This window comes from Nakamurella alba, assembly GCF_009707545.1.
Classification (GTDB): domain Bacteria; phylum Actinomycetota; class Actinomycetes; order Mycobacteriales; family Nakamurellaceae; genus Nakamurella; species Nakamurella alba.
In genome coordinates this window covers 1879587-1905897 of record NZ_WLYK01000001.1, presented here as the reverse complement: position 1 = coordinate 1905897, position 26311 = coordinate 1879587, and the positions used below count along the sequence as shown (strand labels likewise).

The window sequence follows — 26311 nt, the reverse complement described above, 5'->3', positions numbered from 1 at the left end:
CTCTCAGTCGCGGTCGAGCGAGGTGCAGACGCAGACCCGGTTGCCGTCGGAGTCGGCCAGCACGGTGAACGACGGCGCCTCGGAGTCGTCGACCACCGATCCACCCACCGCCAGCGCGGCGGCGATCCGGCCGTCGGCCTCCTCCGGCGCCACCCAGAGGTCGAAGTGCCAGCGCTGCCGGTCCGGGGCGGTGCTGTCGGTCTCCTGGAACCACATCGCCGGCACCCGCCCGGTCGGGTCGAACACGCTGTCGAAGACGGTGTTGTCCGGCGCCCCGGTGAGCAGGGCCGACCAGAACGGACCCAGCCCGGCGGCGTCGGCGGAGTCCAGCGCGAGTTCGAGCTGCACCACGGCCGCCGGGTCGGCGGCCAGGCCCAGACCGGCGGCGGTCTCGCTGATCCGGGCGGCGAGCTCGGTGTCGAGGTCGGTGACCCACTGCCCGGCCTCGTGGGTGACCACCCGCACATCGATCACCCCGTAGGTCATCCGCAGATCGGGGTGGTGGTTCCGTTCCTCGGCCAGGGCGGCGACGGCGGTGACGAACTGCGCTCCCACCGTAAAGTCCGGGATCCGGAACCGTGCGTGCAGGCCCTGCGCCAGCGACCGCCAGTCCGCGAGCCCGGCCGCGGCGATCTGGTCCTTGCTCAGTTTCTCCATGACCCGACCCTGGCACAGCCCCCTGACACCCCGCTCGCCCGCGCCCCGGGATTCCGGCCCGCCAGGCCGGGGCGACCCCGCCGGTCGTGGTCCGACAACCGGACGGAGATGCACGAGTGCGATCGGATGCGCCGGGAGCGGCCGTGCGGATGACCCATCAGCCCCCGAACAGCGGCTGACCGGCCGGTGCACATCACCCACCCGCCCGCCCGGCGCGTCGAAAGAGCGTGATCAATCATGCACACTGCGTGCATGAGCACTCCGGGGGAGCCGCAGTCCCCAGACCGGCCTGCGGACAGCGGCAGCGATCCCGTCACGGCCGACCGCACCCCGCCGGCCGCGGCGGCACCCGGCCGGGATCCGTCGGCCGCACCCTCGGCCACGAGCTCACCGACCGCGCCGGCGACCACGGTCCCGGCCGCCGGGGTGCCCATCGGGCGGGCGAACGCGAAGAAGGCCGGCCTGGCCGGGCTCGCCCTGGGCGCCATCGGCGTGGTGTTCGGCGACATCGGCACCAGCCCGCTGTACGCGATGCAGACGATCTTCTCCATCGACGACGGCGCGGTCCGGCCGACCGAGTCGGACGTCTACGGCGTCGTGTCACTCGTCTTCTGGTCGATCACGCTGATCGTCTCGGTCAAGTACGTGGCGTTCGTGCTGCGCGCCGACAACGACGGCGAGGGCGGCATCATGGCGCTGGCCGCGCTGGTCCGGTCCAAGCTGGGCGGCCGCAGCCGGGTGGCCGCCGCGGCCATCGTGCTCGGGGTGCTCGGCGCGTCCCTGTTCTACGGCGACAGCCTGATCACCCCCGCCATCTCGGTGCTCTCGGCGGTCGAGGGACTGGAGGTGGTCGACCCGGGCGCCGCCGACCTGGTGCTCCCGGTGGGTGTGGCGATCGTCGTGGTGCTGTTCCTGGTGCAGCGGCTCGGCACGCACAAGATCGGCCGGCTGTTCGGCCCGGTCATGATCATCTGGTTCGTGGTGCTCATCGTCACCGGTCTGCCGCAGGTGATCGAGCACCCGGGCATCCTCCGGGCGCTCTCCCCCACCCACATCGTCGATTTCGTCGCCGATCACCCGTTCACCGCGTTCATCGCGATGGGCGCCGTGGTGCTGTCGATCACCGGTGCGGAGGCGCTGTACGCGGACATGGGGCACTTCGGCCGGCGCCCGATCCGGACGTCCTGGTTCTGCCTGGTCTTCCCGGCGCTGGTGGTCAACTACATGGGTCAGGGCGCACTGATCCTGCACGACCCGGCGTCCATCGAGAACCCGTTCTACCTGCTGGCTCCCGGCTGGGCCCGGCTGCCGCTGGTCGTGCTCGCCACCTTCGCGACGGTGATCGCCTCCCAGGCGGTCATCTCCGGTGCCTTCTCGGTCTCCAAGCAGGCGGTGCGGCTGGGTTACCTGCCGCAGCTGCGGGTGCACCAGACCTCGGAGAAGGAGTCCGGCCAGATCTACGTCCCGGCGGTGAACTGGCTGCTGTTCGCCGGCGTGCTGGTGCTGATGCTGGCCTTCGAGTCGTCCAGCAGCCTGGCCACCGCCTACGGCCTCGCCGTCACCGGGACACTCCTGCTCACCACCACCCTGTTCCTGGTGCTCGCCCGTAGCGCCTGGCACTGGCCGCTGTGGTGGATCGTGGTGCTGGGCATCGTGTTCGGCGGCACCGAGCTCACCTTCTTCGCCGCCAACCTCACCAAGGTGGTGCACGGCGGCTGGCTGCCGCTGCTGGTCGCCGTGGTCGTGGTGACCGTCATGCTCACCTGGCACAAGGGCCGGCTGCTGATCACCACCCGGCGCGAGCAGGCTGAAGGCAGCTTGGCGGACTTCGTCGAGCACATCCGGCAGCATCCGCTGCCGAGATCTCCCGGTACCGCGGTGTTCCCGCACCCGACGAAGACGACCACACCGCTGGCGCTGAAAGCCAACACCGTGTTCAACAGGGTGCTGCACCAGCACGTCGTGGTGGTGTCCATCCGGACCGAGAACGTGCCGCACATCCCTCCGGACGAACGGATCACCGTCGACGACCTCGGCTACACCGACGACGGCATCGTGCACCTGGAGCTGCGGGTGGGATTCCAGGACGCGCAGGACATCCCGGGCATGCTGCGGATGGCGGTCGGCCGTAGCGACGAGCTCGACTTCGACCCGGACACGGCGATGTACTTCCTGTCCCGCGCGGCCATCGAACGCGGCCGGGCACCCGGTATGGCGCGCTGGCGTAAGCGGATCTTCGTCGGCCTGGCGCACAACGCGGCCAGCCCGGCCCTGGCCTTCAAGCTGCCGGAGGACCGGACCGTCGTGATGGGCTCGCGGATCGACCTGTGACCGGGTACTCCGATGCGCAGGCGGCCGAGCTCTACGACCTGCTGAACCCCTGGTGGCCGGGCGACGACTTCTACCTGGCCGAGGTCATGGCTGCTCGTGCTGCCCTCGACATCGGTTGCGGCAGCGGGGCTCTGCTCGATCGGGCGCGGCGTGACGGGCACACCGGCCGGTTGATCGGCGCCGACCCCGACGCCGCCGCGGTGGCGGTGGCGTCCGCCCGGCAGCCCGCCGTCGAGTGGCGGCGCAGCACCGCCGCGGACCTGGATCTGGTCGGCGCGGTCGATCTGGTCACCATGGCGGGCAACGCCTTCCAGTGCCTGGTGACCGACGACGTGCTGTCGTCCTCGCTCGTGGCGTGGCAGCGGGCCCTACGACCGGCCGGCCGCCTGGTGTTCGACTCCCGCAACCCGGAAGCCCGGGCCTGGCTGGGCTGGACCCCCGAGCACGCCACCGATGTCGTCGACGACGCCGGTCGCGCACTGCGCATCGAGCACAGGGTGCAGGCGGTGACCCCGGTCGGCGACGGCGTGCTCGTCGACTTCACCGAGTCGACGTGCGACACGGACGGCACCGTGCTGCGCACGGATCGCACGACACTGCGCTTCCGGACCGACGGGGAGATCCGGGACATGCTGCAGCAGCACGGGTTCCGCGTGCTGGAGCAGTACGGCGGCTGGGATCTCGGGCCGGTGTCGCCGGACCGACCGTCGATCATCGTGGTCGCACAACGGGTCTGACGTTCGTCGGAGGTGCGGGGCCGGCCGGGTTCACCGGTGGCCGGTGGCGTCCGACCGGCGCGGTCAGAAGTCCTCGCCACCGCCACGCAGTTCGATGCTGATCTGGTCGGCGTCCAGACTGAGCAGGGCGCTGCGCAGCACCTCGGCGTCGTAGATCCCGTCATCCCGGGCGTCGAGCAGGGCCGCCCGCTGCGCGTCCAGCACCGTCGTCCAGACCGTCCGGATGTCGACGTCGGGGTGCTCCGCCTGTACGTCACCGGCCACCCGCCGCAGCAGGTCGACCACCTCCCCGCGCTGCCGGTCCGTCTCTGCCCGGCTGTCGGCGTCCGCGTCCTGCCGCAGCCGGCCGACCACCCAGCCCAGGGTGCCGCCCTGGACCAGCAGCGACCCGGTGGCCACCATGAATGCGATCAACACCAGGAACGGCCGCTGCGGCGTGTCCTCCGGCAGCGTCTGCGCGGCGGCCAGGGTGACGGCGCCGCGCATCCCGGCCCAGATCAGGATCCCGCCGTCCCGCCACCCCATCGGCCGGGCCAGCAGGTAGTCGATGTCGGCCAGCCCGCGGCGGATCCGGGTCCGGAACCGCTCCACCCGGACCGGGCTCGGCGCCGGTCGCTGCCCCCGGGTGAGCCACTCGGTGTCGGCGGCATCCCCGTCGGCGTCGTTCTTGTCGAAGCGCTCCTGCAACGCGTCCAGCCGCGGTTTGAGCCGGACGCTGCGGCGGGCCCGGCGCCGCAGGCCGAGCAGCAGCGGCACCGTCCACACGGCCCGGATCAGCACGGTCAGCGCCAGCGCGCAGGCGGCGATCACCGCTGCGCGGCCGATGCCGGCGTGCTCGGCCTCCACATCGGCCAGCAGTCCGGCCAGCTCCAGGCCCATCACCAGGAAGATGGCGCCCTCCAGCACCATCTCGATCACGCGCCAGTTCTGGTTGTCCGACAACCGGTGGCGCGGCGGCAGCTTCCGGGCCGCACCGTAGCCGGTGACCAGCCCCGCGATCACCGCGGCGACCAGGCCGGACGCCTCCAGCAGCTCGGCCGGGACGGACGCCAGGAACGGGACGGTGAAGGACAGCACGGTGTTGACCGTCGCGTCGGTGACCCGCGCCCGGAGCAGCAGGTTCAACTGGCCGACGAGGATGCCGAGGGCGACCGCGATCGCCACCGAGTAGAGGAACTGCCCGAACGCGCCCCAGAACGAGATGGACGCGGCGGTGGCGGCGACCGCGGTGCGCAGCATCACCAGGGCGGTGGCGTCGTTGAGCAGGCTTTCGCCTTCCAGGACCGACACCACCCGCCCGGAGACGCCCAGCTTCTTGACGATCGAGGTCGCCACCGCGTCGGTAGGGCTGATGATCGCGCCCAGCGCGATGCCCCACCAGAGGTCCAGGCCGGGGATCACCCAGTGGAAGAAGGCGCCCAGGCCGACCGCGGACAGCACCACCAGCACCACCGACAGGCTGGCGATCGGCGGGAACTCGCGGCGGAAGTTCATGCTGGGCATGGACACCGACGCCGAGTACAGCAGCGGCGGCAGCACGCCGGCGAGGATCCATTCCGGGTCGATCTCGACCGCGGGGACGAACGGCAGGAAGCTCACCCCGATGCCGAGCAGCACCAGGATCAACGGCGCGGCGATGCGCAGCCGCGGGGCCAGGGCGGTCGCCCCGGCGACCACGAGCAGGCCGGCCACGGCGATCACCAGTGCAGTCATGGACCCACCCTCCCGACTCCCGCTGACATCCGCCTGGCATCGGCTGTCAGGTAGCTGTCAGCGCGTTCGTGTCGACCGTCGGCTGTCGGCGCAGACCCTACCCGGCGCCCGGAAGACGGCTTAGGGTGCGGTATGGCCACCCTGGAGGACGCCACCGCGCTGGCGTCGGCGCTGCCCGAGGTCGAGGAGACCACCCGTTACGGCCACCGGTCATGGGCGGTGCGCCGCAAGGTGTTCGCCTGGGAGCGGCCGTTCAGCAAGGCCGACCTGAAGCGCTTCGGCGACGAGACCCCGCCCTCCGGACCGATTCTCGCGATCACCACGGCCGACCTGCACGAGAAGGAGGCGATCATCGCGGCCGGTCCCGGCGTCTTCTTCACCATCCCGCACTTCGACAACTACGCCGCGGTCCTGCTCCGGCTCGATGCCATCACGAAGCCCGCACTGCGGGAGGCGATCGTCGACGGTTGGCTGGCCTGCGCGCCCGACTCGCTCGCCGCGACCTACCGCGACAGGTCCTGAGGCCCGACAGGTCCTGGCTCGCTGCCGGCCGGGCTCGTGGTCGGCCGGGCCAGAGGTCGGCCGTGCCCGTGGTCGGCCGGACCCCGGACCGACGGGAGCCCCGGATCGGCAGACCGTTGGGCGCCGACATGTGTCGCGACGTGGTGTCCCCGGGACCGACCGGTGACCTCAGAGACGCGCGGTGCTCTCGCGGATCACCAGTTCCGGCTCGATCGGCGGTCGATCGGCCGGGGCACCACCGAGTGCGTCCAGCAGCATCTCGATGCACTGCGCACCGAGCGCCTCCAGGTCCTGGCGGACGGTGGTCAGGCCGGGCACGAAGTAGGCCGAGCCCGGTGCGTCGTCGAAGCCCACCACCGAGACATCCTGCGGCACCGACAGTCCGGCGTCGTGCAGTGCCCTGATGACGCCGAGTGCCATCAGGTCGTTGGCGACGAACAAGGCCGACGGCAGGCCTTTCCTGATCATCACGCGGGCCGCGGCGGCGCCGCCCTCCGCGGTCCAGTCGCCGGCGACCACCGGGCCCGGCCGCAGCCGGGACTCCTTGAGCTCGCGGCGCCACCCGCGGACCCGCGCGGTCGCGTCGAACCACGGATCAGGGCCTGCCACATGCCCGATGCGGGTGTGCCCGAGCTCCACCAGGTGTCGGGTAGCCAGCCGCGCACCGAGCTCCTGGTCCACCGATGCGATCCGCACGCCGGCTGCGGGCTCCGCGCCGGCCGCCACCAGCACCACCGGCACCTGCGCCCGGAAGGGTTCGGCCAGGTGCGCCGGACCTGCCTCCGGGGCGATGGCGACGATGCCGTCCACACCCTGGTCCACGAAATGGCCGATCGCCCCGGTCACCGCCGAGGTCTCGATGCTCTCCAGGCTGGCCACGCTGACGAAGTAGCCGGCCTCCCGCGCCGCTCGCTCGACGGCGATGAGCGTGGTGCTGGGGCCGTAGAGCGAGGAGCCGCTGGTGATCACGCCGATGGTGTCCGACCGTCGGGTGACCAGGGTGCGGGCCGCGACATTCCTGCGGTAGCCGAGCTCGTCGATCGCGGCCTGCACCTTCGCCCGGGTGGACTCGGCAACGCTGGGGTGGTTGTTCAGCACCCGGCTCACGGTCATGTGCGACACCCCGGCCAGGCGTGCGACGTCGTGCATCCCCGGCGCACGGACCGGCCGGAACTGCACGGGGACCTCCTGAAGGCCGGGCGGTTCCGCGGCTCGAACGGGATTCGGACTCTACCCCGGTGACCACCGGCACCATCGGGCGGGATCGAGAGCCCGTCGGCAGGAGAGCAGTGGCGTCCTTGCCGATCCGGCAAGAGCGACCGCGTCAGGCGCACCGGACGGGCAGAATGTCGGCATGACCGCCGGGCAACAGGACTTCTGGGAGAAGCATTACCGCGCACTCGATCCGGGCTGGGGGATCCGGCCGAACGCAGTGCTGCTCGACATGCTCGCTCGACTCGACCCACCGGCAGGCCGTGCCCTGGACCTCGGGGCCGGTCACGGTGGCGACGCCGTCGGCCTGGCCGCACGCGGCTGGACGGTCACCGCGGCCGACGTCGCCCCCACCGCGCTGGCCCGGGTCACGGAACTGGCCGAGCGGAACGGGGTGGCGGCTCAGGTCACCGCCGTCCATGCCGATCTGTCCGACGCCGCAACGGATCTCGCTGCGGTCACCGGCGGTGATGTGTTCGATCTGGTCACCGCGAGCTACTTCCACCTGCACGACGCAGCCGTCAGGGCCCATGCCCTGCGCCGGGCGGCCGGGTTGCTCAAACCGTCAGGACTGCTGGTGGTCGTCGACCATGCGTCGTTCGCGCCCTGGTCGTGGCGGGGCGAGGGACATCCGGGCTTCCCCGCCCCGGAGCAGACGCTGGCGGCACTGGACCTGCCGTCCGCCGAGTGGACGACGGAGATCTGCGAAAACCGGGAACGGATCGCGACCGGGCCGGCCGGCGAGACGGCACCGGTGACCGACACGGTGATCGTTGTGCGTCGGGCTGTCTGACAACCTGCACTGACTCCGGGACCGTGCACAGCTGTCCGACAATCTGCGCAGGCCGTCCGACCACTTGCGCCTTCTGACAAGCCGCGCTCTGACAACCTGCGCCCTGACTACCGCCGTCGTCTCACCGCCTGCGGTGCCTGACAATCTGCGCCGCCCGACACCTGCGTCACATGACAACCTGCAGCCTGACGCAGGCTTCGCCGACGCTTCAGAGGTGCAGCAGGGCGGTCCGGGTCGCGACGGTGAGCGGCGCCGGCGGTTCCCCCAGCGGGAACCATCGCAGCCCGGAGTGCTTGTGCGGCTCCATGATCCGCGGCTCGCCGGTGATGTCGCGGGCCAGCAACACCGGGGCGATCCAGTGCTCACCGGCGTCGCGGTCGATCTGGTCGACGACGCAGAGCAGTCGCAGTGCTCCCAGCTCGATCCCGGCCTCCTCGGCGATCTCCCGCCGCACCGCCTGCTCGACGGTCTCGAACAGGTCGATCTTCCCGCCGGGCACGCCCCACGCCCCGGCCTCCGGATCGTTGCGGCGCCGCAGGAGCAGGATGCTGCCGTCCACGACGATCGCCGCCCCGCACCCGCTGCGCGGCTCGCGCGGGCATCGCTCGGCCACCGGGTTCATCGGGGGCACCGGGTTCATCGGGGCACGGGGTTCATCTGGGCGCTCATGGGGTCATCCTCCCAAGACCCGTCCCGGCGCGGCAGGATGGACCGGTGTCCGGCACCGACCTGCTGTACCTGGCCCTGTTCGTGGCCGGGTACGGGCTGCTGGTCGGTCTCCTCGTGGTGGTGTACCGGGCGGCCAGGTGTCGGCGCACCGGGGGTGACGTGCTGGGGGCCTTCGACGAGATCTGGCATCCGGCGGCAGTGGCCCCGCGGATCGAGATCCGCGTGCAGGACCAGCGCGGCGCCCCGGGCCGACTCCCGGCGGGCCTGGGCGACCGCGCCGAGGAGGGGTGATGACGTCCCCTGCTGACCCGCCGAACGAGGACCCCGTCCGGCGTGAGCAGGCCGCCGGAGGCTCCCTCACGCTGGCCGCGTTGCGGCAGGAGCGCGACCTCTCCCAGTCCGCGTTGTCGGTGCGCAGCGGCATCGCGATCCGGACCGTCCGCAATCTCGAACGAGGCGGCAGTTCCAGGCCCCGGCTCGCCACGGTGCAACGGGTCTTCGACGTGCTGCGACCGGATGCCTCCGCGCGCGAGGACATCGTGCGCGAACTCGGGCTCGACCGGAGGAGTCACTGGTTCGAACCGCGCCGGCTCTTCCGGATCTCCGCTGCGATCGACGAGGCGGCGGCCCGGGTGGAACCGATACTGCGGAAGTACCGGACGGTGTACTACCGGAGGCACGTGACGGTGCGCCACCGACGGGTCGTCTCGGAGACCTTCCGGACCGTGATCGTCGCGACCGAGCCGCACGTGGACACGATCGCGGGGGTGATCGACACCGAGTCGGTCGAGGCAGCGTGCCGGTTGCAGGTCCGGCCCTTCGAGGGCTGCAGTGATCTGTCGGCCGAACCGGTCCGGGGCGAGAGCCTCGTGCTCGTCAGGCTGTGCCTCCCGAGACCTCTGCGCGAAGGAGAGGCCCACGAGTACGCCATCGTCTACTCGGATCCCCTCGCGGTGGACGGTGACGCAGGATCGCGGTTCGTCGGTCTCCACACGCCTGTCCCGGCCGCCGTGCTGCAGGTCGGGTTCGACGGGACGGATCCTCCGGCCTGGGTCCGGAACGCGACCCGGGAGGTACCGTCCGCACACCCGGCGCTGGACCGGCCGGTCGGCCTCGATCCGGCCGGCGAGGCGACCCGGACGCTCACCGAGCCGGATCCCGGATGGCACGGTCTGGCCTGGGGGTGGAGCCGGCCTGCTCCGACAGGGCACTCGTCATCGTGGTGAGCCGGTCGGCGGTGAGGTCGGTGCCGTCGACCGTGCGGACCCGTCCTGTCGCGCGGCCCGGAACCGGGGACACCCGAGCCCGGACAGTTCGATCCAGGTGCCGATCCCGAGGCGCTCGAGGAACCCGTCGTCGTGGCTGACGACGACGAGTCCGCCGCGGTAGGCCTCGAGCGCCTGCACCAGCACGTCGATGGTGGCCAGATCGAGGTCGTTGGTCGGTTCGTCGAGCAGCAGCAGCTGGTGGGGCGGCTCGGCGAGCAGCAGCCGGGCGAGAGCGACCCGGAATCGCTCGCCACCCGACAGACCGGCGACCTGGCGTTCGGCCGCCTCGCCGCGCAGACCCAGCCGGGCCAGGTTCGATCGCAGCTCGCCGCCCGTCCGATGCGGTGCCACCGCGCTCACGGCTGCGAGCACGGTTCCTGTCTCGTCGGCGAGTTCCCGGCGCTGCGGCAGGTATCCGACGCGGTCGGTGAACAGGGTGCCGTGGGGTGATCGGCCCGCGACGAGACCTTCGAGCAGTCGGGTCTTGCCGACGCCGTTGTCGCCGAGGAGGGCGAGCCGCTCCGGGCCGCGCAGTTCGGTCGTGAAGTCGCCTGCATCCAGGCGTAGCAGCGCCCTGCCGGCGGGCACGTCCGGATCCGGGAGGTCGAGGTGGATACGGACGTCGCGACGCACCCGGCTCTCGCCGGCGGCGACCGCCAGCTCGGCGGCCTCGACGCGGTCGTCGAGCAGACCGCGGTGCTTGCCGGCCGACACCTGCGCCTCGGTCGCGCGCTGCCGCATCACGGTCTTCGGCTTGCGCTTGTTCCGGTAGTCGGTCTTCGCGTAGCGCTGCCGTCGGGCGAGCTTGGTCTCGGCCTCGATGCGCTGGCGCTTCTCGGTGCGCAGCTCCTGCTCGCTGGTGCGGAGTTGTTGTTCGGCCGCCGCCTGTTCGAGCGCGAGATGCTCGGTGTAGGCGTCGTAGGTTCCGCCGAAGAACTCGAGTGCGCCGTCCCGCAGGTCGGCCGTGGCGTCCATGGCGTTGAGCAGGCGTACGTCATGACTGACCACGATCATGGTGCGTTTCCAGTCGGCGACGAGGTCGAGCAGCTGCCCGCGCGCCCGGGAGTCGAGATTGTTGGTGGGTTCGTCGAGCAGGGCGATCTGCGCCTCCGCCAGTCGCAGCCCGATCAGTGCGACCGCGATCCCCTCGCCGCCGGAGAGCGTCCCGACGCGGCGGTCGAGATCGATCCGGCCGAGCCCTGCCTCGTCGAGGGCGGCGCTCGCCTCCGCGGCGATGTCCCATCGGTCACCGACGGCCTCGTAGTTTTGCGGCGACGTGGAGCCCGCTTCGATGGCGCGCACCGCGTCCAGCGGCGACCGGATGCCGAGCAGGTCGCTGACCTGCGCATCCTTCCGGAGCAGCACACCCTGCCGGAGGTGTCCGACGCGTCCGTGCGTGGTGACCGACCCGGCGGTCGGCGTCAGTTCGCCGGCGATCAGCCGCAGCAGTGTCGATTTGCCGGCCCCGTTCGCGCCGATCAACCCGGTGCGCCCGCGCCCGAACGTGCCGGAAACTCCGTCGAGAAGGAGCGCACCGTCGGCCCATGCGAAAGAGACGTCGGCGAGGGTGACCGCGTGCGGGGCCGTACTCAACGGCCCGCCCGGTGCACGCGGCGGTGGTCGGGAACGGCGATGGTCATCATCGGATCCTGATCGATGTTCGCCGTGCTGACCAGCACGTGACGTTCTTTGCCGCCCCGGTTGCCGCATCACCCTGTCCCTCGCGGTCGGCGTGACGGGAGCACGACCACCGTTCCCTCGACCCCCCCCGGGACCCGGACTCCGCGACCACCGCGGCTGTCGACGCCGGCGTCCTCGGTACCCGGATGAGCGTCCGTGTCGAATCCGCCGACGCCCGGCCGTCGGGCTGACGATCGCGCCCGGGGCGCCGGACGACACCGGGGGCGACAGGGACCCGGAATAGGCTGCGTCCGTGCCCGAGCCCTCCCAGCCGCTGCGCAAGCTCGGCTTCCTGACCATCGGTCTGTTCGACCCCGCACACCCCGGCGCCGGGCACGAGTCGACCCTGCAGGTGATCGAACTCGGCGAACGGCTCGGCTTCGACAGTGCCTGGCTCCGCCACCGGCACCTGCAGTACGGGATCTCGTCGCCGGTCGCCGTGATGGCCGCCGCATCGCAACGCACCCGGCGCATCGAACTCGGCACCGCTGTCACACCTTTGGGGTGGGAGAACCCGCTGCGGCTCGCCGAGGACCTGGCGACGGTGGACGTGCTGACCGGTGGCCGGCTGAACCCCGGCGTCAGCACCGGCCCGCCCATGCACTGGGACCGGATCAAGGACGCGCTCTACCCCGACACGATGGAGCTGGAGGACCTCGGCTACGACCGGGTGCTGCGACTGCGCGGGTTCCTCCGGGGCGACCCCGCCACGCAGTTCTCCGGGACCGAGGGCATCGAGGAATTCTCCGACCACGTCCAGCCGCACTCCCCCGGCCTGGCCGACCGGCTCTGGTACGGCGGCGCGAGCCTGCGGTCCGCGGTGTGGGCCGGCGAACACGGCTTCAACCTGTTGGCCAGCAGCGTCGTCGGAGCCGAGAGTGATGATGCCGCACCGGATTTCGAGAACATCCAGCTCGGGCACATCCGGGCGTTCCGGGCCGCGCACCCGCTCGGCGACCGGGCCCGGGTGTCACAGGGACTGGTGGTGATCCCGACCGACAGTGCCGACGCCGATCAGCGGGAGCGCTACCGGGCCTACGCGGAATCGCGCCTGCCGCGCACCCGGACGCCGCAGGGGCCGCGCCGGATGATGTTCGCCCCGGATCTGGTCGGGACGTCGGAGCAGATCGCCGAGCGGCTGTACGCGCACGCCGCCTTCCGCGAGATCGACGAGGTCGCCTTCGCACTGCCGTTCAGCTTCCGGCACGAGGACTACGTGCAGATCCTCACCGACACCGCCACCCGGCTCGGACCGGCGCTCGGCTGGTCCGCCCGCACACCCTGACCGAGACCACGATCAACTTCCACGGTCACCGAGGGTGATCAACAACGGCGCTACGATCCACCCATTACAGTGAGTGACAGCTGATCGGCGGACTGTCTACGGTGGGTAACAGCCAGCTCGGACCAACCGGACACAGACCCGGTCGTGTGCCGGTGGCCCCCACCGCCTGAATCCCTCAGGCGTTCCCCGATCACGAGAGTGTCGACACATGACCCTGTCCGCTGCCCCCGCCACCGAGACCACCCCGGCCCCGCTGGATCTCGTCCGCGCCCGCGCCGCGTTCGACCCGGAGTTCCGCGCCGCCCTGCTCGCCGACCCGCGGGCTGTGCTGGCCGAGGCCGGAGTCGTGGTGCCGGAGACGATCTCGATCACCGTCGCCGAGTCGACGGACGACAATCTGGTGCTCGCCCTCCCCCCGGTGGTGGACGAGAGCGCCGAGCTGACCGAGGACGGCCTGGCCGACGTTTCCGGCGGCGCGACCCCGATGGTCGTCATCGGCCTGATGGGCATGGAGGTCGTCAAGGACGCCGCACTGGGCTATCTCGCCTGGACCGCCGGGGCCGGCGCGGTCTTCGGAGCCGGCTACGCCGGTTACAAGAAGGCCACCAGCTGATCCCGCCCGCGACCGAACACCAGGACATCCACGAGGACAGGAAACATCGATGACCACCACCGAAAGCCTTGCAGTGTCCGCGGAAGCGGTGCTGCAGGAGTTGTACTCGCGCAGCGCCGTCGACCCGGAGTTCCGGGCGTCGCTGATCGCCGACCCGCACGCGGTGCTCGCCGCCGCCGGCATCGAGGTGCCGGCCGATCTCGAGATCGACGTCGTGGAGTCCACTCCCGAGCACATCGTGCTGACGGTGCCGCCGCTGCTCGAGGACATGGAGTTGACCGACGACCAGCTGGCCGCCGCCGACGGCGGTGTCGGGCCGTTCCTCATCCTCGGCTTCGTGATCGCCGGTGGCGGTTCCGCCTTCGGTCTCGGTCGGTGGCTGGGCTGATGACCACGATCGAAAAGGCATCCGTGCCGACGCTGGACGACATCAGGATCCGCGCCGGGTTCGACCCGCAGTTCCGCGCCCGGCTGATCGCCGACCCGCGGGGCACCCTGGTCGCCGAGGGCGTCGACGTCCCCGAAGGCCTCACCGTGTCGGTGGTCGAGCCCACCCGCCCGGACGAGTTCGTGTTGGATCTGCCTCCGGTCCTGCAGCAGGACGACGATGCCGAACTGACCGAGGATGCGCTGTCGGGCGCCAGTGGCGGGATCTCCCCCTGGGCGCTCGTCATCCCCATCGCCTTCGTCCTCGGCGTCGAGAGCAAGAAGTGGTTCTGAGCCGGGCCCGCCCGCGCTCTCCCCACCACACCCGCGACGACCCTCACCCCGACCACGGAAGACGATCATGATCCTGCACGACATCCAGTCCCGCGCCGCCACCGACCGGGACTTCCGCACCACCCTGCTGGCCGACCCCAAGGCGGTCCTGTCGGCCGAAGGCGTCGAGCTGCCGGCCACCACCATCGTCGAGGTCCGCGAGACGAGTCCGTCGAAGCTGGTGCTCACCCTGCCGCCGGCCGTCCCCGCCGTGCAGCCCGACTCCGAACTGAGCGAGTCCGACCTGGAAGGCACCAACGGTGGGGTGCTCCCGCTGTTCGCGGCGGCCGGGATCGCCAGCGCTCTGTGGGGCGCGATCATCGGGGTCGGCGCTTCCGTCGCCACGGCAGGCGCCTACGTCGGCGTCAAGAAGCTCACGGACTGACCTTCCACCCAGCCTGATTCACCACCCAGGTCCGGGCCGCCGGTCTCAGGCCGGCGGCTCGGCCACGAAGATGCAGAACGGGTGGCCGGCCGGATCGGCGTACACCCGCAGCGGCTCCTCCGGGTCGTCGAACCTGTCGTAGCGCAAGTGGGCGCCCATCCCGAGCACCCGGTCGTGCTCGGCCTCCAGCTCCGCCGTGGTCGCCACCGTCAGGTCCAGGTGGAGCTGTTGTGGCACACCGTCCTCGGGCCAGGTGGGGACCGGCAGTGCGTCCACCTTCTGGAACGCGATGCCCATGTCCGCGCCGGGCTTGCGCAGCACCAGCCAGTCCTCGCCATGCGGATCGGGATCGCCCGGCGCCGGTGGTTCGTCGCCCGCCCGGTACTCGTACTCGAGCAGTTGCCGGTAGAACTCTGCCAACCCGCGCGGGTCGGTGGTGTCCAGCACCACCTGTCGCCAGTGCACCGTCATCGGGTCCCGTCCTCCTTCGTGCTCGCCGTGCCCGTCTCCGCCGCCGTGACCCTGTGCCCGGCGTGACCCTGTGCCCGGCGGGATCCTGTGCCCGCCGGGATCCTGCTGCCGCCGGCCCCGCGCCGGCGGGTCCGCACCTCGACGCCGCCCGCCCGGCCATGACGGTGTTCCGTGTCCGGACCGTTGTGGTTTCCCGGGCATGCCGCTCGATTGCGTGGGTACCCACCCAACGGTGTCCGGACTCCTCCCGGATCCGGACGGAGGTCGACGGCGGATGCTGGATCGTTTCCCGCTCAACCCGGTGCTGCCGGCCAAGGACGGTGACCGGGCCCGTGCCTTCTACCGCGATGTGCTCGGTCTCGAGCTGCTCTCCGGGCCGGACGACGACCCGATGATGTTCCGCGCCGGCTCCGGCACCCTGCTGATGGTCACCGAGATCCCGGGTCGGGTGCCGCCGGGCTATCCGATGGTCAGCTTCCTGGTCGAGGACATCGAGGCGGTGGTCCGCGACCTGAAGGAACGCGGTGCCCGGATGCGGCCGATGCCCGCCACCGCCACCTTTGACGGGCACCCCGCGGTCGCCCGCGGCGACATCATGGACTTCGGCGTGGTGCGGTCCGCCTTCGTCGAGGACACCGAGGGCAATGTCCTGGCGCTCAACGAGCTTCTCGTCTGATCCGTTCGAGGCGGGCGCCGCTGCTTCCACGCCGCCGCCTCCCGCCTGACACCCAATGGCGCCGGCCCGGCCGACCGGACGATCGGACACCACCCTCCGTCGGCCTCCCGTCATGAGCTGTTCGACCGGTGACCACCGGAAGGTGGCCGCGTCCGGGAATACCGGTGGCCCCGATGCCGTAGAACTGACAGTGCGCCGCAGATGTGTGGTGCAGTCCCGCGTCCGGAGCCGTACGCATCCCGCCACGAGATCGATCGAGAAGCCCCGGATGACCAGCCAGTCACTGTCCCCCGCCCCTGCCCTGGACCCGCACCACGGCGCCGTGCCGCCGGTGCGGACGGTCAAGCTGGCGATCGTGCTGGGCGCGCTGACGGCCATCACCCCGCTCACGATCGACACGTACCTGCCGGCACTGCCGACGATCGCCGCCGAGTTCCGTGCCACCGACTCGGCCGTGCAGCTGACCCTGACCGCGACCCTGCTGGGTGTGGCCGGTGGGCAGCTGCTGATGGGCCCGCTGGCCGACCGCTTCGGCCGGCGCCGGCCGCTGATCGCCGGGTTGTTGCTGCATCTGGTCGCCTCGGTGCTCTGCGCCTTCGCCCCGAACGTCGAGCTGCTGATGATCGCTCGCACCCTGCAGGGCATCGGCGCGGCTGCCGGCGCGGTGATCTCGCTGGCCATCGTCCGTGACCTGCTGACCGGACTGCCGGCCGCCCGCCTGCTGGCACGGCTGATGCTGGTCACCGGTGTCGCGCCGATCCTGGCGCCGACCATCGGCAGCCTTGTGCTCCGCACCACCACCTGGAACGGCCTGTTCGTCCTGCTGGCGCTGATCGCCGCCGCGCTCGCCGTGGTGGCGGCCACCGTGCTGCCGGAGACCCTGCCGCCGGCCCGCCGGCGGACCGGCGGTGTCCTCGCCGCCTTCCGGACCTACGGCACCCTGCTGCGCGAGCGCCAGTTCGTCGGGCTGACCCTGGTGGCCGGCCTGGCCATGACGGTGATCCTCGGCTACGTGTCCGGTGCATCGTTCGTCATGCAGAACCAGTTCGGGTTGAGTTCGGCGATGTTCGGCATCGTCTTCGGTGCCAACTCCATCGGCCTGATCGTGATGTCCCAGCTGAACCCGGTGCTGCTGCGCCGGTTCGCCGCGGTCGTGGTGCTGCGCACGGCGCTGGTCATCGCCACTGTCGGTGCGACCGCCCTGGTGACGGTGTCCGCACTGGACATCGGCGGCCTGCCGGCCGTCATGGTGGCGATGTTCGTGACCCTCGCCTCGTGCGGACTGGCCATGCCGAACCTGCCCGGTCTCGCTCTCGCCCGGCACGGCGAGGCGGCCGGCACCGCTGCCGCGGTGCTCGGCGCGGTCCAGTTCGGGGCCGGCGCGCTGCTCGCCCCGCTGGTCGCGGTCGGTGGCGAGATCAGCGCCCTGTCCATGGGTCTGGTGATCCTGGCCGGGGCCGCCGGTGCCCTGCTGGTGCTGCTGTTCGTGGTCCGCCCGCGCACCCTGCTGATCCCGGACCCCGCCGACGCCCCGGTGGTCGTCGGCCACTGACGCCTCAGGCCCGCCGGAACTGCACCCGCCAGTACGGCCCTTCGGCGGTGTCGACCGTCTGCTGCTGCTCCAGGGTCACGTCACCATCGGCGAAGGCGTCGATGTCCGCCGCGCTCAGCGGCCAGGGCGGACCGCTGGTGTCGTTCTCGTCGTCCCACACCCGCTGGATCACCAGCAGCCGGCCGCCGGGCGCCAGCAGCGACCGGACGGCCGCGGTCGCCCCGGCCCGCTCGGTGCGCGGGAGCGCCTGCACGGTGAACACCTCGAGCACCAGGTCGAAGGCGCCGACGAGCTCCGCGGGCAGGGCGAACAGGTCCGCGACCCGGATGTCCACGCCCGGCGAACGATCGGCGGCCAGCCGGACCGCGGTCGGCGAGATGTCGAAAGCGGTCACCTGCCAACCGCCTGCCAGCAGCAGCCGGGCGTCGGCGCCCAGCCCGGCGCCGACCACCACCGCGCGCCGGCCGCCGTGCGGCGGCTGCTGCACGGCATCCCAGGCCGACACCAGCGGGGACGGCTCCGAGCGGTCCCACGGCAGATCGTGCTCCCCCGCCTCGCCCGCCGAGTAGAGCTCCTCGAACCAGGCGGCCGGTCGCCCCGCTGCCACTGCGCGCCCCGCCAGTACGTCCGCCTGCTGCTGCCATGTGGTCATGTCCTCCAGCCTGGCATCCTGCATCCATGTCCGACCAGCCCGCTTTCGCGAACAGCAAGGAGGAGGCGGGGCGCCGTCGCGGCGTGAAGTGGCAGCTCTTCGGCCCCGACGTCCTGCCCGCCTGGGTCGCGGACTTGGACGTGCAGGTGCCGGAGTTCGTCCGGTCGGCGGTGCTGGACGTCCTGGACCGGCACGAACTCGGTTATCCGTCATGGGATCTGCCGCCGGTGTCGCCGCTGGCCGACGCGTTCGCCGGGCGCATGTCCGACCGGTACGGGTGGTCGCCGGATCCGACTCGTGTCCGCGGCGTCAACGACCTGGTGCAGGCCGTGCAGCTGCTGATCGATCTGACGACACCGCCGGGTGCACCCGTCCTGCTGCCGACTCCTGCCTACCCGCCCTTCGTCGAGGGCCCCGCTCTGCTGGGCCGCCGGTTGGTGCCGGTGCCCGCGGACGTGGTCGACGGCCGGTATGTCTGGGATCCGGATGGCTTCCGGGAGGCGGCCGCCACCGGGGCGCGGGTCCTGGTGCTGGTGAACCCGCAGAACCCGACCGGGCGCGTCCTGAACCGTGACGAGCTGGAGCAGGTCGCCGAGATTGCACTGGCCCACGACCTGTGGGTGATCGCCGACGAGATCCACGCAGAGCTCGTGCACGCCCCGCACCGGCACCTGCCGTTCGCCTCGCTGGGTCCGGAGGTCGCGGCCCGCACGATCACCGTCACGTCGGCCGGCAAGAGCTTCAACCTGGCCGGGATGTCCACCGCTGTGGTCCATCTCGGCCCGGACGAGGTGCTGCGCCGATGGGACGAGGTGCCCGCGCGGACCGGCGCGCCGAATGTGCTCGGGGTGGCCGCGACCCTGGCCGCCTGGCAGCACGGCGATGCCTGGCTGGCCGCCCTGGGCCGGCAGTTGAGCGACCGGCGTGACCAGGTCGGCGCCTGGGTCCGGCTGACCGCCGGCGTCGACTGGATCCCGCCCGAGGCCACCTACCTCGGCTGGCTGGACTGCCGGGGACTGCCCTGGCCGGATCCCGCTGCGGTGTTCCTCGAGCACGGTGTGGCGGTGAACCCCGGGCATGACTTCGGGCCCGGGGCCGGGGGTTTCGTCCGGCTGAACTTCGGGACCGGCCCGGCCCTGCTACAGGAGATCCTGGACCGGATGGGCCGTGCCGTCGTGGAGAGCGGCCGCTGACGTCAGGCCCGATGCCGACCCCGGTGGGACCACCGGACCCGTCGGGGTGTACTGCCGGGCGAGCGCGGTGGGCACGGTCGCCTCGGCGGCGTCCGGCCGCGCGACGGATTCCGGCTGGTGCAGCGCGAGCGCCGTGATACCGAGCACGGTGACCACGGCACCGACCAGGATTCGCTGGCTCACCCCGCCGGACACCCAGTCCCCGGCCAGGCTGCCGACGAAGATCACCGCGGCCAGGCTGCCGATCACGAAGACCTGCATCAGGATCCGGCGTGCCCGACGGGCGAACATGCCGGTGGAGGCGAGCAGCAGCACACCGGCGGGGGCGCCGCCGATCAGCACCAGGCTGGCGTACCGGTGCACCTCCCCGGTGACGCTCGGGCCGTTGCTGCCGGGCGCGTCGGCCGGGCAGACGGCGGCGACGACCGAGGCGACGGCGGCGATCCGGAGGAGGGTCCGGGCCGCCGGTCCGCCGCGGCCGCGCCGGTGCAGTTCGGAGGCCAGCAGCAGGATCCCGACCGCGAGGATCAGCAGCGCCAGGACGAACATCCAGCCCTCGTCCACCCAGGCATAGCTGCTCAGCGTGTCGGTGAAGGGGTTGCGGGCACCGAGCGAGACGACCTGCACCAGCACCAGAGTCAGCACGGTCAGACCGAAGAGGACCATCGGGGCGCGGGACGGGGCGGTCATGTCCCTCACCCTCCCCTGCCGTCGGCCGTGCGGGAACGGGGCTGTCCCCCGGTTCCAGGGTAGGGGTTTCCCCCGGGTCAGCCGTGGGATGTGACGAGGAACGGTGCGGTCAGCGAGTCCTCGTCGGCGGCCAGCAGGGCCGGCGGCCCCTCGAACATGACGCGACCACCCTTGTGTCCGCCCTCCGGTCCCATGTCGATCACCCAGTCCGCCTGCCGCACCACGTCCATGTTGTGCTCGATGACGATCACCGAGTTCCCGGCGTCCACCAGCCGGTTCATGATCGCCAGCAGGTGCTCGATGTCGGACATGTGCAGCCCGGTGGTCGGCTCGTCCATGACGTAGACCGAGCCCTTCTTGTGCAGTTCGCCGGCCAGCTTGATGCGCTGGCACTCACCGCCGGAGAGGGTGGAGAGCGGTTGCCCGAGGGTGAGGTAGCCCAGACCGACGTCGCTCATCGCCCGCAACCGGCGGACGATCTCCTTCTCCGGGAAGTGTTCCAGCGCCTGGTCGACGGTCATCTCCAGGACGTCGTCGATGTTGGCGCCGTGCAGCAGGTAGGTGAGCACCTCGTCCTTGAACCGGCGCCCCAGGCAGGTCTCGCACTGCGTGCGCACCCCGTCCAGGAAGGCCAGGTCGGTGTAGATGACGCCGAGGCCCTTGCAGGTCTCGCAGGCGCCCTTGGAGTTGAACGAGAACAGGCCGGCGTCGACCTTGTTCGCCTTCGCGTACGCCTTGCGGATGTCGTCCATCACCCCGGTGTAGGTGCCGGGATTGGACCGCACCGACACCCCGACGGCCGACTGGTCCACCACGATCGCGCCCGGGTGGGCACGCAGGAACTCCTGGTGGATCAGCGAACTCTTCCCGGAGCCGGCGATGCCGGTGATCGCCGTCAGCACACCGGTGGGGATGTCGACCGAGACACCCTGCAGGTTGTTGGTGCGGGCATCGCGGACGGGCAGCGACCCGGTCGGGGTGCGCACGTCGGTCTTCACCGGCAGCGGCCGGTTCAGGAACCGCCCGGTCAGTGTGTCGGAGGCCAGCAGCCCGGCATGGTCGCCCTCGTACATGATCTCGCCGCCGGCCCGGCCGGCGCGCGGCCCGACGTCGACGACGTGGTCGGCGACCGCGATGACGTCGGGGTCGTGCTCGACCACCAGCACCGTGTTGCCCTTGTCGCGCAGCCGGCGCAGCAGCTCGCCCAGCCGGTGGACGTCCCGCGGGTGCAGCCCGACGCTGGGCTCGTCGAAGACGTACATCACGTCGATCAGGCTGCTCGACAGATGCTTGACCATCTTCACCCGCTGCGACTCGCCGCCGGACAGGGTGTCGGTCTCCCGGCTGAGAGTCAGGTAGTCCAGGCCGATGTCGACCAGGTGGCCGAGTCGCTCGAGCAGGGTGCCGATCATCGGGGCGGCCACCTCGCCGGCGTCCCCGGAGCGGTCGAGCTCCTGCAGGAAGGCCACCAGCTCGTCGATCTCGGTGTCCGCCAGCTCGGCGATGTTCCGCCCGGCGATCCGGCTGGCCAACGCCGCCTGGTTCAACCGGGCTCCCCGGCACAGCGGGCACGGGCCGGTGGTCAGGTACTTGCCGACCTGCTTCTGTGTCCGCTCGCCGAGGGTCTTGAGATCGCGGCGGATGTACGAGCGGGTGAGCTTCTCGACGATCCCCTCGTAGGTGGCGTTCATCGTCTGGTCGCCGATGCTGAGCTTGAACTTGCGGCCGGACCCGTGCAGCAGCAGCTGCATCTCCTCGTCGGAGAAGTCGCGCACCTTCTTGTCGTTGTCGAAGAAGCCCGAGGAGCTGTAGACGTTGTTCTCCCAGCCGACGAAGAGCGGCACCTGCACCGCACCCTCGGACAGCGTCCGGTCGGGGTCGACGAAACCCGTGGTGTCGAAGGCCATCGTGCGGCCCAGACCGTTGCACTCCGGGCAGCGGCCGTCCGCGTGGTTGAACGAGTAGGCGTTCGCGTAGCCGGCCGACGGGCTGCCCAGCCGGGAGAACAGCAGTCGCAGCACCGTGAAGATGTCGGTGACCGTGCCGACCGTCGAGGTCGAGCCGCCGCCGAGCCGCTTCTGGTCGACGAGCACCGCCATGGACAGGTTCTCGATCGCGTCGGCATCCGGCTGCGGGTACCGCGGCAGGAAGGTGCGGACGAACATCGAGAAGTTCTCGAAGAGCTGGCGCTGGGCCTCGGAGGCGATGGTGTCGAAGACGATCGACGACTTCCCGGACCCGGAGACACCGGTGAAGATCGTGATGCCGCGCTTGGGGATGCGCAGCGTGACGTTCTTCAGGTTGTTCTCCCGGGCACCCCGCAGCTCGATGTATTCGGTCACCGGGCGAGGATGGCAGACGTGACCGACAGTGCAGTCCCGCCGCCGGACCCGGTGCTCGCCGACGCGCCGTTGCTGGCTGCCTGGGCGTCCTTCCGCGGGACGCACCGACCCTTCACCATTCCCGGGCACCAGGGGCTGGCCGGGCGGCTGTCCCGCGCGCTGGGCGCGCTGCTCGACGCCGACGTGCCGCTGTACGGCGGGCTGGACACGGTGAAGCTGTCCGGTGGTCTGCTGGCCGCCGCCGAGGCGCGGGCCGCGCGGCTGTGGGGCGTGGACCTGTGCCGGTTCTCCGTCGGCGGGTCCACCCACGGCAACCAGGCGGCCGTGCTGACCGTGGCCGGACCGGGCGAGACGGTCCTGGTGGGCCGCAACGCCCACCGCTCGGTGCTGCTGGGGCTGGTGGCCGCCGGTGCGCGTCCGGTCTGGCTGCCGGTGGCCGCGCACCCGGCGACCGCCCTGCCGGTCGGCGTCACCACCGCGGTGCTGGCCGACGCGCTCGCGGCCCACCCGGAGACGCGGGCCGTCCTGCTCACCGAACCCGCCTACCTGGGCGCACTCTCGGACGTCCCGGCCGCCGCCGAACTGGCCCACGCGGCCGGGATCCCGTTGGTCGTCGACCAGGCCTGGGGTGCGCACCTGGGGGTCGCCCCCGGTTACCCGGCGCACGCCCTGGCGGCCGGCGCGGACATCATGGTGACCAGCGCGCACAAGACGCTGCCGGCGTACAGCCAGGCCGCCCTGGTGCTGGCCCGGTCGGGACGCATCGACCCGGACCGGTTCGAGCGGGCCTTCGAGGCCGGCCACACCACCAGCCCGGCCGGTGCCGTTCTGGCCGGCATCGACGGCGCCCGGTCGGTGCTGGAGACCGTGGGTGCGTCTTTGCTGACCGATCTCGCGGCGACCGTGGCCGCGGCGCGGGACCGGCTGCGGGCGATCGACGGTGTGCGGGTGCCCGGGCCGGAGGACTTCCCGGCCGGCCAGTTCGACCCGGCCAAGCTGGTGGTGCAGCTGGCCGGCTGCGGGGCCGACGGCATCGCCGTCGAACAGGACCTGCTGGCGCAGGGGATGCCGGTGGAGATGGCCGACCGGGACACCGTCGTGCCGATCGTCACCCTGGTGGACCGGCCGGCGGACCTCGAGCCGCTGCTGGACGCCCTGGTGCACTCGATCCGGCGGCGGAGCACCGGGATCCCACGCGAGCCCGCCGGGCATGTCTGGGATCCGGCGGAGCAGGTCCGCACACCGCGGGAGGCGTTCTTCGCCCCGCACGTCACGGTCGACCGGGCCTCGGCCGCCGGTCGCATCTGTGCCGAGGTCGTCGCCCCGTACCCGCCGGGTGTGCCGGTGCTGGTCCCGGGCGAACGCATCGACCGCGACACGCTGGACCGGCTCGCGGCGCTCGCCGCGACCGGCACCCGGGTGGCCTACGCGGCGGATCCGGCGCTCGAGACCATCCAGGTGCTCGCCTGAGGCACGGTGTCCGGCTGAGGCACGGTGCACGAGTGAAGCACGGTGCTCGCCCGGGGCACTGTGCTCGCCGAGGCACCGTGTTCGCCGAGGCGCCGCGTTCGCCTGAGGTGCTGTGCTCGCCCGAGTAGCCGTGTTCGCCTGAGGTGCTCCCGCCGGACGGATCGCGGATCGCGTAGGGTGGAGCGCTGCTCGGATCCGAACGGAGGCGATCACCCTGGGCGCGGACGACACCATCCCCGGCGGTGCCGGCGACCCTGTCGCACCGGTGGTCCGGACGGCCCTGGCGGACGAGCAGGACTTCGTCGACCTGCTCTACGCGCGCCTGGACCGGATGCGGGCCGAGACCCTGGCCCTGCGCGACTCCTACAGCGCGAAAGGCGACGGCACCCCCGGCGGCCGGGTGCAGCAGGACATCGGGTGGTCGCACCACAACGCCTCGCTGACCGCACTGAACGTCGCCGAGGACCGGCTCTGCTTCGGCCGGATCGACACCACCGACGGCGAGTCGATGCACATCGGCCGGATGGGGATGTTCGAGGAGGGGGCGAGCGACCGGCAGCTGCTGATGGACTGGCGGGCGCCGTCGGCCCGGCCGTTCTACGTCGCCACCGCCGCCCACCCGCTCGGCCTGCTGCGGCGCCGCCATCTGCGGATACGCCGGCGCCGGCTGGAGTCGTTGTCGGACGAGTTCCTGGACGTCAGCGCGGAGGCACTGCAGCGGGCCGGCATCTCCCCGGACGAGGTGGCCGCGACCAGTGGACTGGCCGGCGAGTCGGCGCTGATGACCGCGCTGAACGCACCGCGCACCGGCCGGATGTCGGACATCGTCGAGACCATCCAGTCCGAGCAGGACACGATCATCCGGTCCGAGCGCAACGGGGTGCTGGTGGTCCAGGGCGGTCCCGGCACCGGCAAGACCGCGGTCGCCCTGCACCGCGCGGCCTACCTGCTGTACACGTTCCGCGAGCAGCTCGCCTCCCGCGGCGTGCTGCTGATCGGGCCCAACCGGACCTTCCTGTCCTACATCGGCCAGGTGCTCCCCTCGCTGGGCGAGAACGCCGTGGTGCTCAGCACTCTCGGCGACCTGTTCCCAGGGGTGAGCGCGACCGCCGCCGACCGGCCGGAGGTGGCCCGGATCAAGGGCCGCCGGTCGATGGCCGGGATGGTGGCGAATGCGCTGCTGGACCGGCAGCGGATGCCGAAGACGGCCGTGGTCATCGAATCCGGCCTCGGCCGGCTGGTGCTGCAGCCGGAGGACCTCAAGCGCGCGCAGGATCGCGGCTGGGCCGGCCGGATCCCGCACAACCGGGCCCGGGCAGCCGTGGTCCGGTACCTGCTGCGCCGGCTCGCGCGCCAGGTCAAGGAACGGCAGACCTCCGGCCTGGGCGGCGAGATCCCTTTCACCGCCGAGGACATGGCGCAGGTGGTGGCCGATCTCCGGGAGGACGAGGCGGTGCAGTCGGCGCTGCACGGCCTCTGGCCGCTGATGACGGCGCAGCGGCTGCTGAGCGATCTGTACGCCTCGCCGCGCCGGCTCGCCTTCGCCGCGCCGGATCTGCAGGAGCGCGCAAGGGACCTGCTGCACCGGGAACCCGGTGCGCCGTGGACGATCTCGGACGTGCCGCTGCTGGACGAGGCGGCCGAGCTGCTGGGTGAGCCACGGCTGGCCGACCAGGCCGAGGCCGAGCGCGTCGCCGCCCGCGAGTACGCGCAGGGCGTGCTGGACATGCTCAACGACGGGCAGGACGAGACCGACCAGCCGCTGTTGAGCATGATCAGTGCCGCCGACCTGGCGGCTCTGCGCGAGGAGCAGGTCACGTTGTCCAGCACCGCGGAACGGGCGGCGCAGGACCGGGAGTGGACCTACGGGCACGTGGTGGTCGACGAGGCGCAGGAGCTCTCGCCGATGGCCTGGCGGATGGTGATCCGGCGCTGCCCGGCCCGGTCGATGACCTTGGTCGGCGACATCGCACAGACCTCGGACCCGTCCGGGGCCACGTCCTGGGACAGGGCACTGCGGCCACACGTCGGCGACCGTTGGCGGCTGGCCGAACTCACCGTCAACTACCGCACCCCGCTGGAGATCAGCCGGGTGGCCGACCGGGTGCTGCGGCGGATCGACCGCACCCTGCAGCCGCCGGAGGCGGTGCGGTCGACGGGCGTGCAGCCGTGGTGGCAGGAGGTCAGCCCGGAGAAGCTCGCCGACGCGACCGTGCACGCCGTCCGCGACGAACTGCCGCCCGGCGGGCAGGAGCACCTCGCCGTGCTGGTGCCTTACGCACTGCGTGACGAACTCGCCGATGCGTTGCGCGCCGGTCACGGCGACCTGACCGACCGTGTCGTCGTGCTGACCGTGCCGGAGGCGAAGGGCCTGGAGTTCGACGTGGTGATCCTGGTCGAACCGGACCGGATCGAGGACGAGTCCCCCCGCGGTCTGGGCGATGTCTACGTGGCACTCACCCGGGCGACGCAGCGCCTTGGTGTGCTGTGGACCGGCCGGCAGCCGCGCATCGCCCGCTGAGGACCGGTCGCTCGTCGGGATCGTGCGGTCGAGCATCGCAACGAGGACCGGTCGCTCGTCGGGATCATGCGGCCGAGCATCGCAGCGAGGACCGGTCGCTCGTCGGGATCGTGCGGTCGA

General features: G+C 71.7%; 25 protein-coding genes. 16 read left to right on the top strand and 9 right to left on the bottom strand.

The features are described from left to right. Nucleotides 1–3: 3 nt before the first annotated feature. Nucleotides 4–657 (bottom strand): 4a-hydroxytetrahydrobiopterin dehydratase, encoded by a 654-nt coding sequence (locus GIS00_RS08565; protein ID WP_154767715.1) that lies wholly within the window; start codon nt 655–657, stop codon nt 4–6. Nucleotides 658–909: 252 nt separating this feature from the next. On the opposite strand from GIS00_RS08565, the gene GIS00_RS08560 reads away from it, so the two are divergent. Further along, the gene (locus GIS00_RS08560) at nt 910–2988 is read left to right on the top strand and encodes a potassium transporter Kup (protein ID WP_154767714.1); all 2079 of its coding nucleotides are present in this window, start codon (nt 910–912) and stop codon (nt 2986–2988) included. Beyond that, nucleotides 2985–3725 carry a class I SAM-dependent methyltransferase gene (locus GIS00_RS08555; protein ID WP_322097716.1) on the top strand — a complete coding sequence of 247 codons (741 nt, stop codon included), beginning with the start codon at nt 2985–2987 and terminating at the stop codon, nt 3723–3725. Before GIS00_RS08560 ends, GIS00_RS08555 begins: the two co-directional genes overlap by 4 nt. A 63-nt stretch (nt 3726–3788) precedes the next feature. Here the strand turns inward: GIS00_RS08555 and GIS00_RS08550 are convergent, their stop codons facing one another. Beyond that, the gene (locus GIS00_RS08550) at nt 3789–5438 is read right to left on the bottom strand and encodes a cation:proton antiporter (protein WP_154767713.1); all 1650 of its coding nucleotides are present in this window, start codon (nt 5436–5438) and stop codon (nt 3789–3791) included. 132 nt (nt 5439–5570) lie between these two features. Here GIS00_RS08550 and GIS00_RS08545 point away from each other — a divergent pair, with 132 nt between their 5' ends. Further along, nucleotides 5571–5960: an MmcQ/YjbR family DNA-binding protein gene (locus tag GIS00_RS08545; protein WP_154767712.1), complete on the top strand. Its 390-nt coding sequence runs from the start codon at nt 5571–5573 to the stop codon at nt 5958–5960. Nucleotides 5961–6128: 168 nt separating this feature from the next. Here GIS00_RS08545 and GIS00_RS08540 read toward each other — a convergent pair whose 3' ends face one another. Next, a complete protein-coding gene (locus GIS00_RS08540; protein ID WP_322097715.1) occupies nt 6129–7139 on the bottom strand; it encodes a LacI family DNA-binding transcriptional regulator in 1011 nt (336 codons plus the stop codon). A gap of 175 nt (nt 7140–7314) precedes the next feature. Here GIS00_RS08540 and GIS00_RS08535 point away from each other — a divergent pair, with 175 nt between their 5' ends. Next, nucleotides 7315–7965, top strand: coding sequence for a class I SAM-dependent methyltransferase (locus GIS00_RS08535; RefSeq protein ID WP_154767711.1), 651 nt, complete (start codon nt 7315–7317; stop codon nt 7963–7965). A 208-nt stretch (nt 7966–8173) separates the two neighbouring features. Here GIS00_RS08535 and GIS00_RS08530 read toward each other — a convergent pair whose 3' ends face one another. Next, nucleotides 8174–8605, bottom strand: a complete 432-nt coding sequence (locus tag GIS00_RS08530; RefSeq protein ID WP_230312933.1) for an NUDIX hydrolase — start codon at nt 8603–8605, stop codon at nt 8174–8176. 74 nt (nt 8606–8679) lie between these two features. Here GIS00_RS08530 and GIS00_RS08525 point away from each other — a divergent pair, with 74 nt between their 5' ends. Next, nucleotides 8680–8925 carry a hypothetical protein gene (locus GIS00_RS08525; RefSeq protein WP_154767710.1) on the top strand — a complete coding sequence of 82 codons (246 nt, stop codon included), beginning with the start codon at nt 8680–8682 and terminating at the stop codon, nt 8923–8925. After that, nucleotides 8925–9860: a helix-turn-helix domain-containing protein gene (locus GIS00_RS08520; protein ID WP_154767709.1), complete on the top strand. Its 936-nt coding sequence runs from the start codon at nt 8925–8927 to the stop codon at nt 9858–9860. The genes GIS00_RS08525 and GIS00_RS08520 overlap by 1 nt, the downstream gene beginning before the upstream one ends. Here the strand turns inward: GIS00_RS08520 and GIS00_RS08515 are convergent. Further along, nucleotides 9849–11495, bottom strand: coding sequence for an ABC-F family ATP-binding cassette domain-containing protein (locus GIS00_RS08515; protein WP_230312932.1), 1647 nt, complete (start codon nt 11493–11495; stop codon nt 9849–9851). The genes GIS00_RS08520 and GIS00_RS08515 overlap by 12 nt on opposite strands. 340 nt (nt 11496–11835) lie before the next feature. On the opposite strand from GIS00_RS08515, the gene GIS00_RS08510 reads away from it, so the two are divergent. The 5 genes from GIS00_RS08510 to GIS00_RS08490 all read left to right on the top strand — a co-directional run bounded on the left by GIS00_RS08510 (nt 11836) and on the right by GIS00_RS08490 (nt 14624). Further along, nucleotides 11836–12867 carry an LLM class flavin-dependent oxidoreductase gene (locus GIS00_RS08510; protein ID WP_322097714.1) on the top strand — a complete coding sequence of 344 codons (1032 nt, stop codon included), beginning with the start codon at nt 11836–11838 and terminating at the stop codon, nt 12865–12867. A 208-nt stretch (nt 12868–13075) separates the two neighbouring features. Continuing rightward, nucleotides 13076–13480, top strand: a complete 405-nt coding sequence (locus GIS00_RS08505; protein ID WP_154767707.1) for an NHLP leader peptide family RiPP precursor — start codon at nt 13076–13078, stop codon at nt 13478–13480. Between the two features lie 49 nt (nt 13481–13529). Beyond that, nucleotides 13530–13868, top strand: coding sequence for an NHLP leader peptide family RiPP precursor (locus GIS00_RS08500; RefSeq protein WP_154767706.1), 339 nt, complete (start codon nt 13530–13532; stop codon nt 13866–13868). Then, nucleotides 13868–14200, top strand: a complete 333-nt coding sequence (locus GIS00_RS08495; RefSeq protein WP_154767705.1) for a hypothetical protein — start codon at nt 13868–13870, stop codon at nt 14198–14200. Before GIS00_RS08500 ends, GIS00_RS08495 begins: the two co-directional genes overlap by 1 nt. Before the next feature lie 67 nt (nt 14201–14267). After that, entirely contained in the window at nt 14268–14624 is a 357-nt protein-coding gene (locus GIS00_RS08490) for a class IIb bacteriocin, lactobin A/cerein 7B family (RefSeq protein WP_196073172.1), read from the top strand. Nucleotides 14625–14669: 45 nt separating this feature from the next. Here the strand turns inward: GIS00_RS08490 and GIS00_RS08485 are convergent, their stop codons facing one another. After that, nucleotides 14670–15095 carry a VOC family protein gene (locus tag GIS00_RS08485; RefSeq protein ID WP_154767703.1) on the bottom strand — a complete coding sequence of 142 codons (426 nt, stop codon included), beginning with the start codon at nt 15093–15095 and terminating at the stop codon, nt 14670–14672. 274 nt (nt 15096–15369) lie between these two features. Here GIS00_RS08485 and GIS00_RS08480 point away from each other — a divergent pair, with 274 nt between their 5' ends. Continuing rightward, nucleotides 15370–15771 carry a VOC family protein gene (locus GIS00_RS08480; protein WP_196073171.1) on the top strand — a complete coding sequence of 134 codons (402 nt, stop codon included), beginning with the start codon at nt 15370–15372 and terminating at the stop codon, nt 15769–15771. A gap of 268 nt (nt 15772–16039) precedes the next feature. Next, a complete protein-coding gene (locus GIS00_RS08475; RefSeq protein ID WP_154767701.1) occupies nt 16040–17323 on the top strand; it encodes a multidrug effflux MFS transporter in 1284 nt (427 codons plus the stop codon). Between the two features lie 4 nt (nt 17324–17327). Here GIS00_RS08475 and GIS00_RS08470 read toward each other — a convergent pair whose 3' ends face one another. Then, nucleotides 17328–17975: a class I SAM-dependent methyltransferase gene (locus GIS00_RS08470; RefSeq protein WP_154767700.1), complete on the bottom strand. Its 648-nt coding sequence runs from the start codon at nt 17973–17975 to the stop codon at nt 17328–17330. A 26-nt stretch (nt 17976–18001) separates the two neighbouring features. Between GIS00_RS08470 and GIS00_RS08465 the strand changes: the two genes are divergently transcribed. Then, nucleotides 18002–19168, top strand: coding sequence for a MalY/PatB family protein (locus GIS00_RS08465; protein WP_154767699.1), 1167 nt, complete (start codon nt 18002–18004; stop codon nt 19166–19168). Here the strand turns inward: GIS00_RS08465 and GIS00_RS08460 are convergent. Both GIS00_RS08460 and GIS00_RS08455 read right to left on the bottom strand, forming a co-directional pair. Then, on the bottom strand, nt 19115–19858 hold the full coding sequence (locus GIS00_RS08460; protein ID WP_154767698.1) for a DUF998 domain-containing protein: 744 nt from the start codon (nt 19856–19858) through the stop codon (nt 19115–19117). The genes GIS00_RS08465 and GIS00_RS08460 overlap by 54 nt on opposite strands. A 77-nt stretch (nt 19859–19935) precedes the next feature. Beyond that, nucleotides 19936–22200: an excinuclease ABC subunit UvrA gene (locus GIS00_RS08455; RefSeq protein ID WP_322097713.1), complete on the bottom strand. Its 2265-nt coding sequence runs from the start codon at nt 22198–22200 to the stop codon at nt 19936–19938. Between the two features lie 18 nt (nt 22201–22218). Here GIS00_RS08455 and GIS00_RS08450 point away from each other — a divergent pair, with 18 nt between their 5' ends. Further along, complete coding sequence (locus GIS00_RS08450) at nt 22219–23670, top strand: aminotransferase class I/II-fold pyridoxal phosphate-dependent enzyme (RefSeq protein WP_322097712.1); 1452 nt, start codon at nt 22219–22221, stop codon at nt 23668–23670. Between the two features lie 265 nt (nt 23671–23935). Further along, a complete protein-coding gene (locus GIS00_RS08445; RefSeq protein ID WP_322097711.1) occupies nt 23936–26191 on the top strand; it encodes a HelD family protein in 2256 nt (751 codons plus the stop codon). Nucleotides 26192–26311 lie beyond the last annotated feature (120 nt).

Excerpts from the sequence above, each read along its gene's own strand:
- GIS00_RS08565 (WP_154767715.1), bottom strand. The coding sequence starts at position 657 with ATGGAGAAACTGAGCAAGGACCAGATCGCCGCGGCCGGGCTCGCGGAC.
- GIS00_RS08560 (WP_154767714.1), top strand. The coding sequence starts at position 910 with ATGAGCACTCCGGGGGAGCCGCAGTCCCCAGACCGGCCTGCGGACAGC.
- GIS00_RS08550 (WP_154767713.1), bottom strand. The coding sequence starts at position 5,438 with ATGACTGCACTGGTGATCGCCGTGGCCGGCCTGCTCGTGGTCGCCGGG.
- GIS00_RS08545 (WP_154767712.1), top strand. The coding sequence starts at position 5,571 with ATGGCCACCCTGGAGGACGCCACCGCGCTGGCGTCGGCGCTGCCCGAG.
- GIS00_RS08535 (WP_154767711.1), top strand. The coding sequence starts at position 7,315 with ATGACCGCCGGGCAACAGGACTTCTGGGAGAAGCATTACCGCGCACTC.
- GIS00_RS08530 (WP_230312933.1), bottom strand. The coding sequence starts at position 8,605 with ATGAACCCGGTGCCCCCGATGAACCCGGTGGCCGAGCGATGCCCGCGC.
- GIS00_RS08520 (WP_154767709.1), top strand. The coding sequence starts at position 8,925 with ATGACGTCCCCTGCTGACCCGCCGAACGAGGACCCCGTCCGGCGTGAG.
- GIS00_RS08505 (WP_154767707.1), top strand. The coding sequence starts at position 13,076 with ATGACCCTGTCCGCTGCCCCCGCCACCGAGACCACCCCGGCCCCGCTG.
- GIS00_RS08500 (WP_154767706.1), top strand. The coding sequence starts at position 13,530 with ATGACCACCACCGAAAGCCTTGCAGTGTCCGCGGAAGCGGTGCTGCAG.
- GIS00_RS08495 (WP_154767705.1), top strand. The coding sequence starts at position 13,868 with ATGACCACGATCGAAAAGGCATCCGTGCCGACGCTGGACGACATCAGG.
- GIS00_RS08490 (WP_196073172.1), top strand. The coding sequence starts at position 14,268 with ATGATCCTGCACGACATCCAGTCCCGCGCCGCCACCGACCGGGACTTC.
- GIS00_RS08485 (WP_154767703.1), bottom strand. The coding sequence starts at position 15,095 with ATGACGGTGCACTGGCGACAGGTGGTGCTGGACACCACCGACCCGCGC.
- GIS00_RS08480 (WP_196073171.1), top strand. The coding sequence starts at position 15,370 with ATGCTGGATCGTTTCCCGCTCAACCCGGTGCTGCCGGCCAAGGACGGT.
- GIS00_RS08475 (WP_154767701.1), top strand. The coding sequence starts at position 16,040 with ATGACCAGCCAGTCACTGTCCCCCGCCCCTGCCCTGGACCCGCACCAC.
- GIS00_RS08470 (WP_154767700.1), bottom strand. The coding sequence starts at position 17,975 with ATGACCACATGGCAGCAGCAGGCGGACGTACTGGCGGGGCGCGCAGTG.
- GIS00_RS08465 (WP_154767699.1), top strand. The coding sequence starts at position 18,002 with ATGTCCGACCAGCCCGCTTTCGCGAACAGCAAGGAGGAGGCGGGGCGC.
- GIS00_RS08460 (WP_154767698.1), bottom strand. The coding sequence starts at position 19,858 with ATGACCGCCCCGTCCCGCGCCCCGATGGTCCTCTTCGGTCTGACCGTG.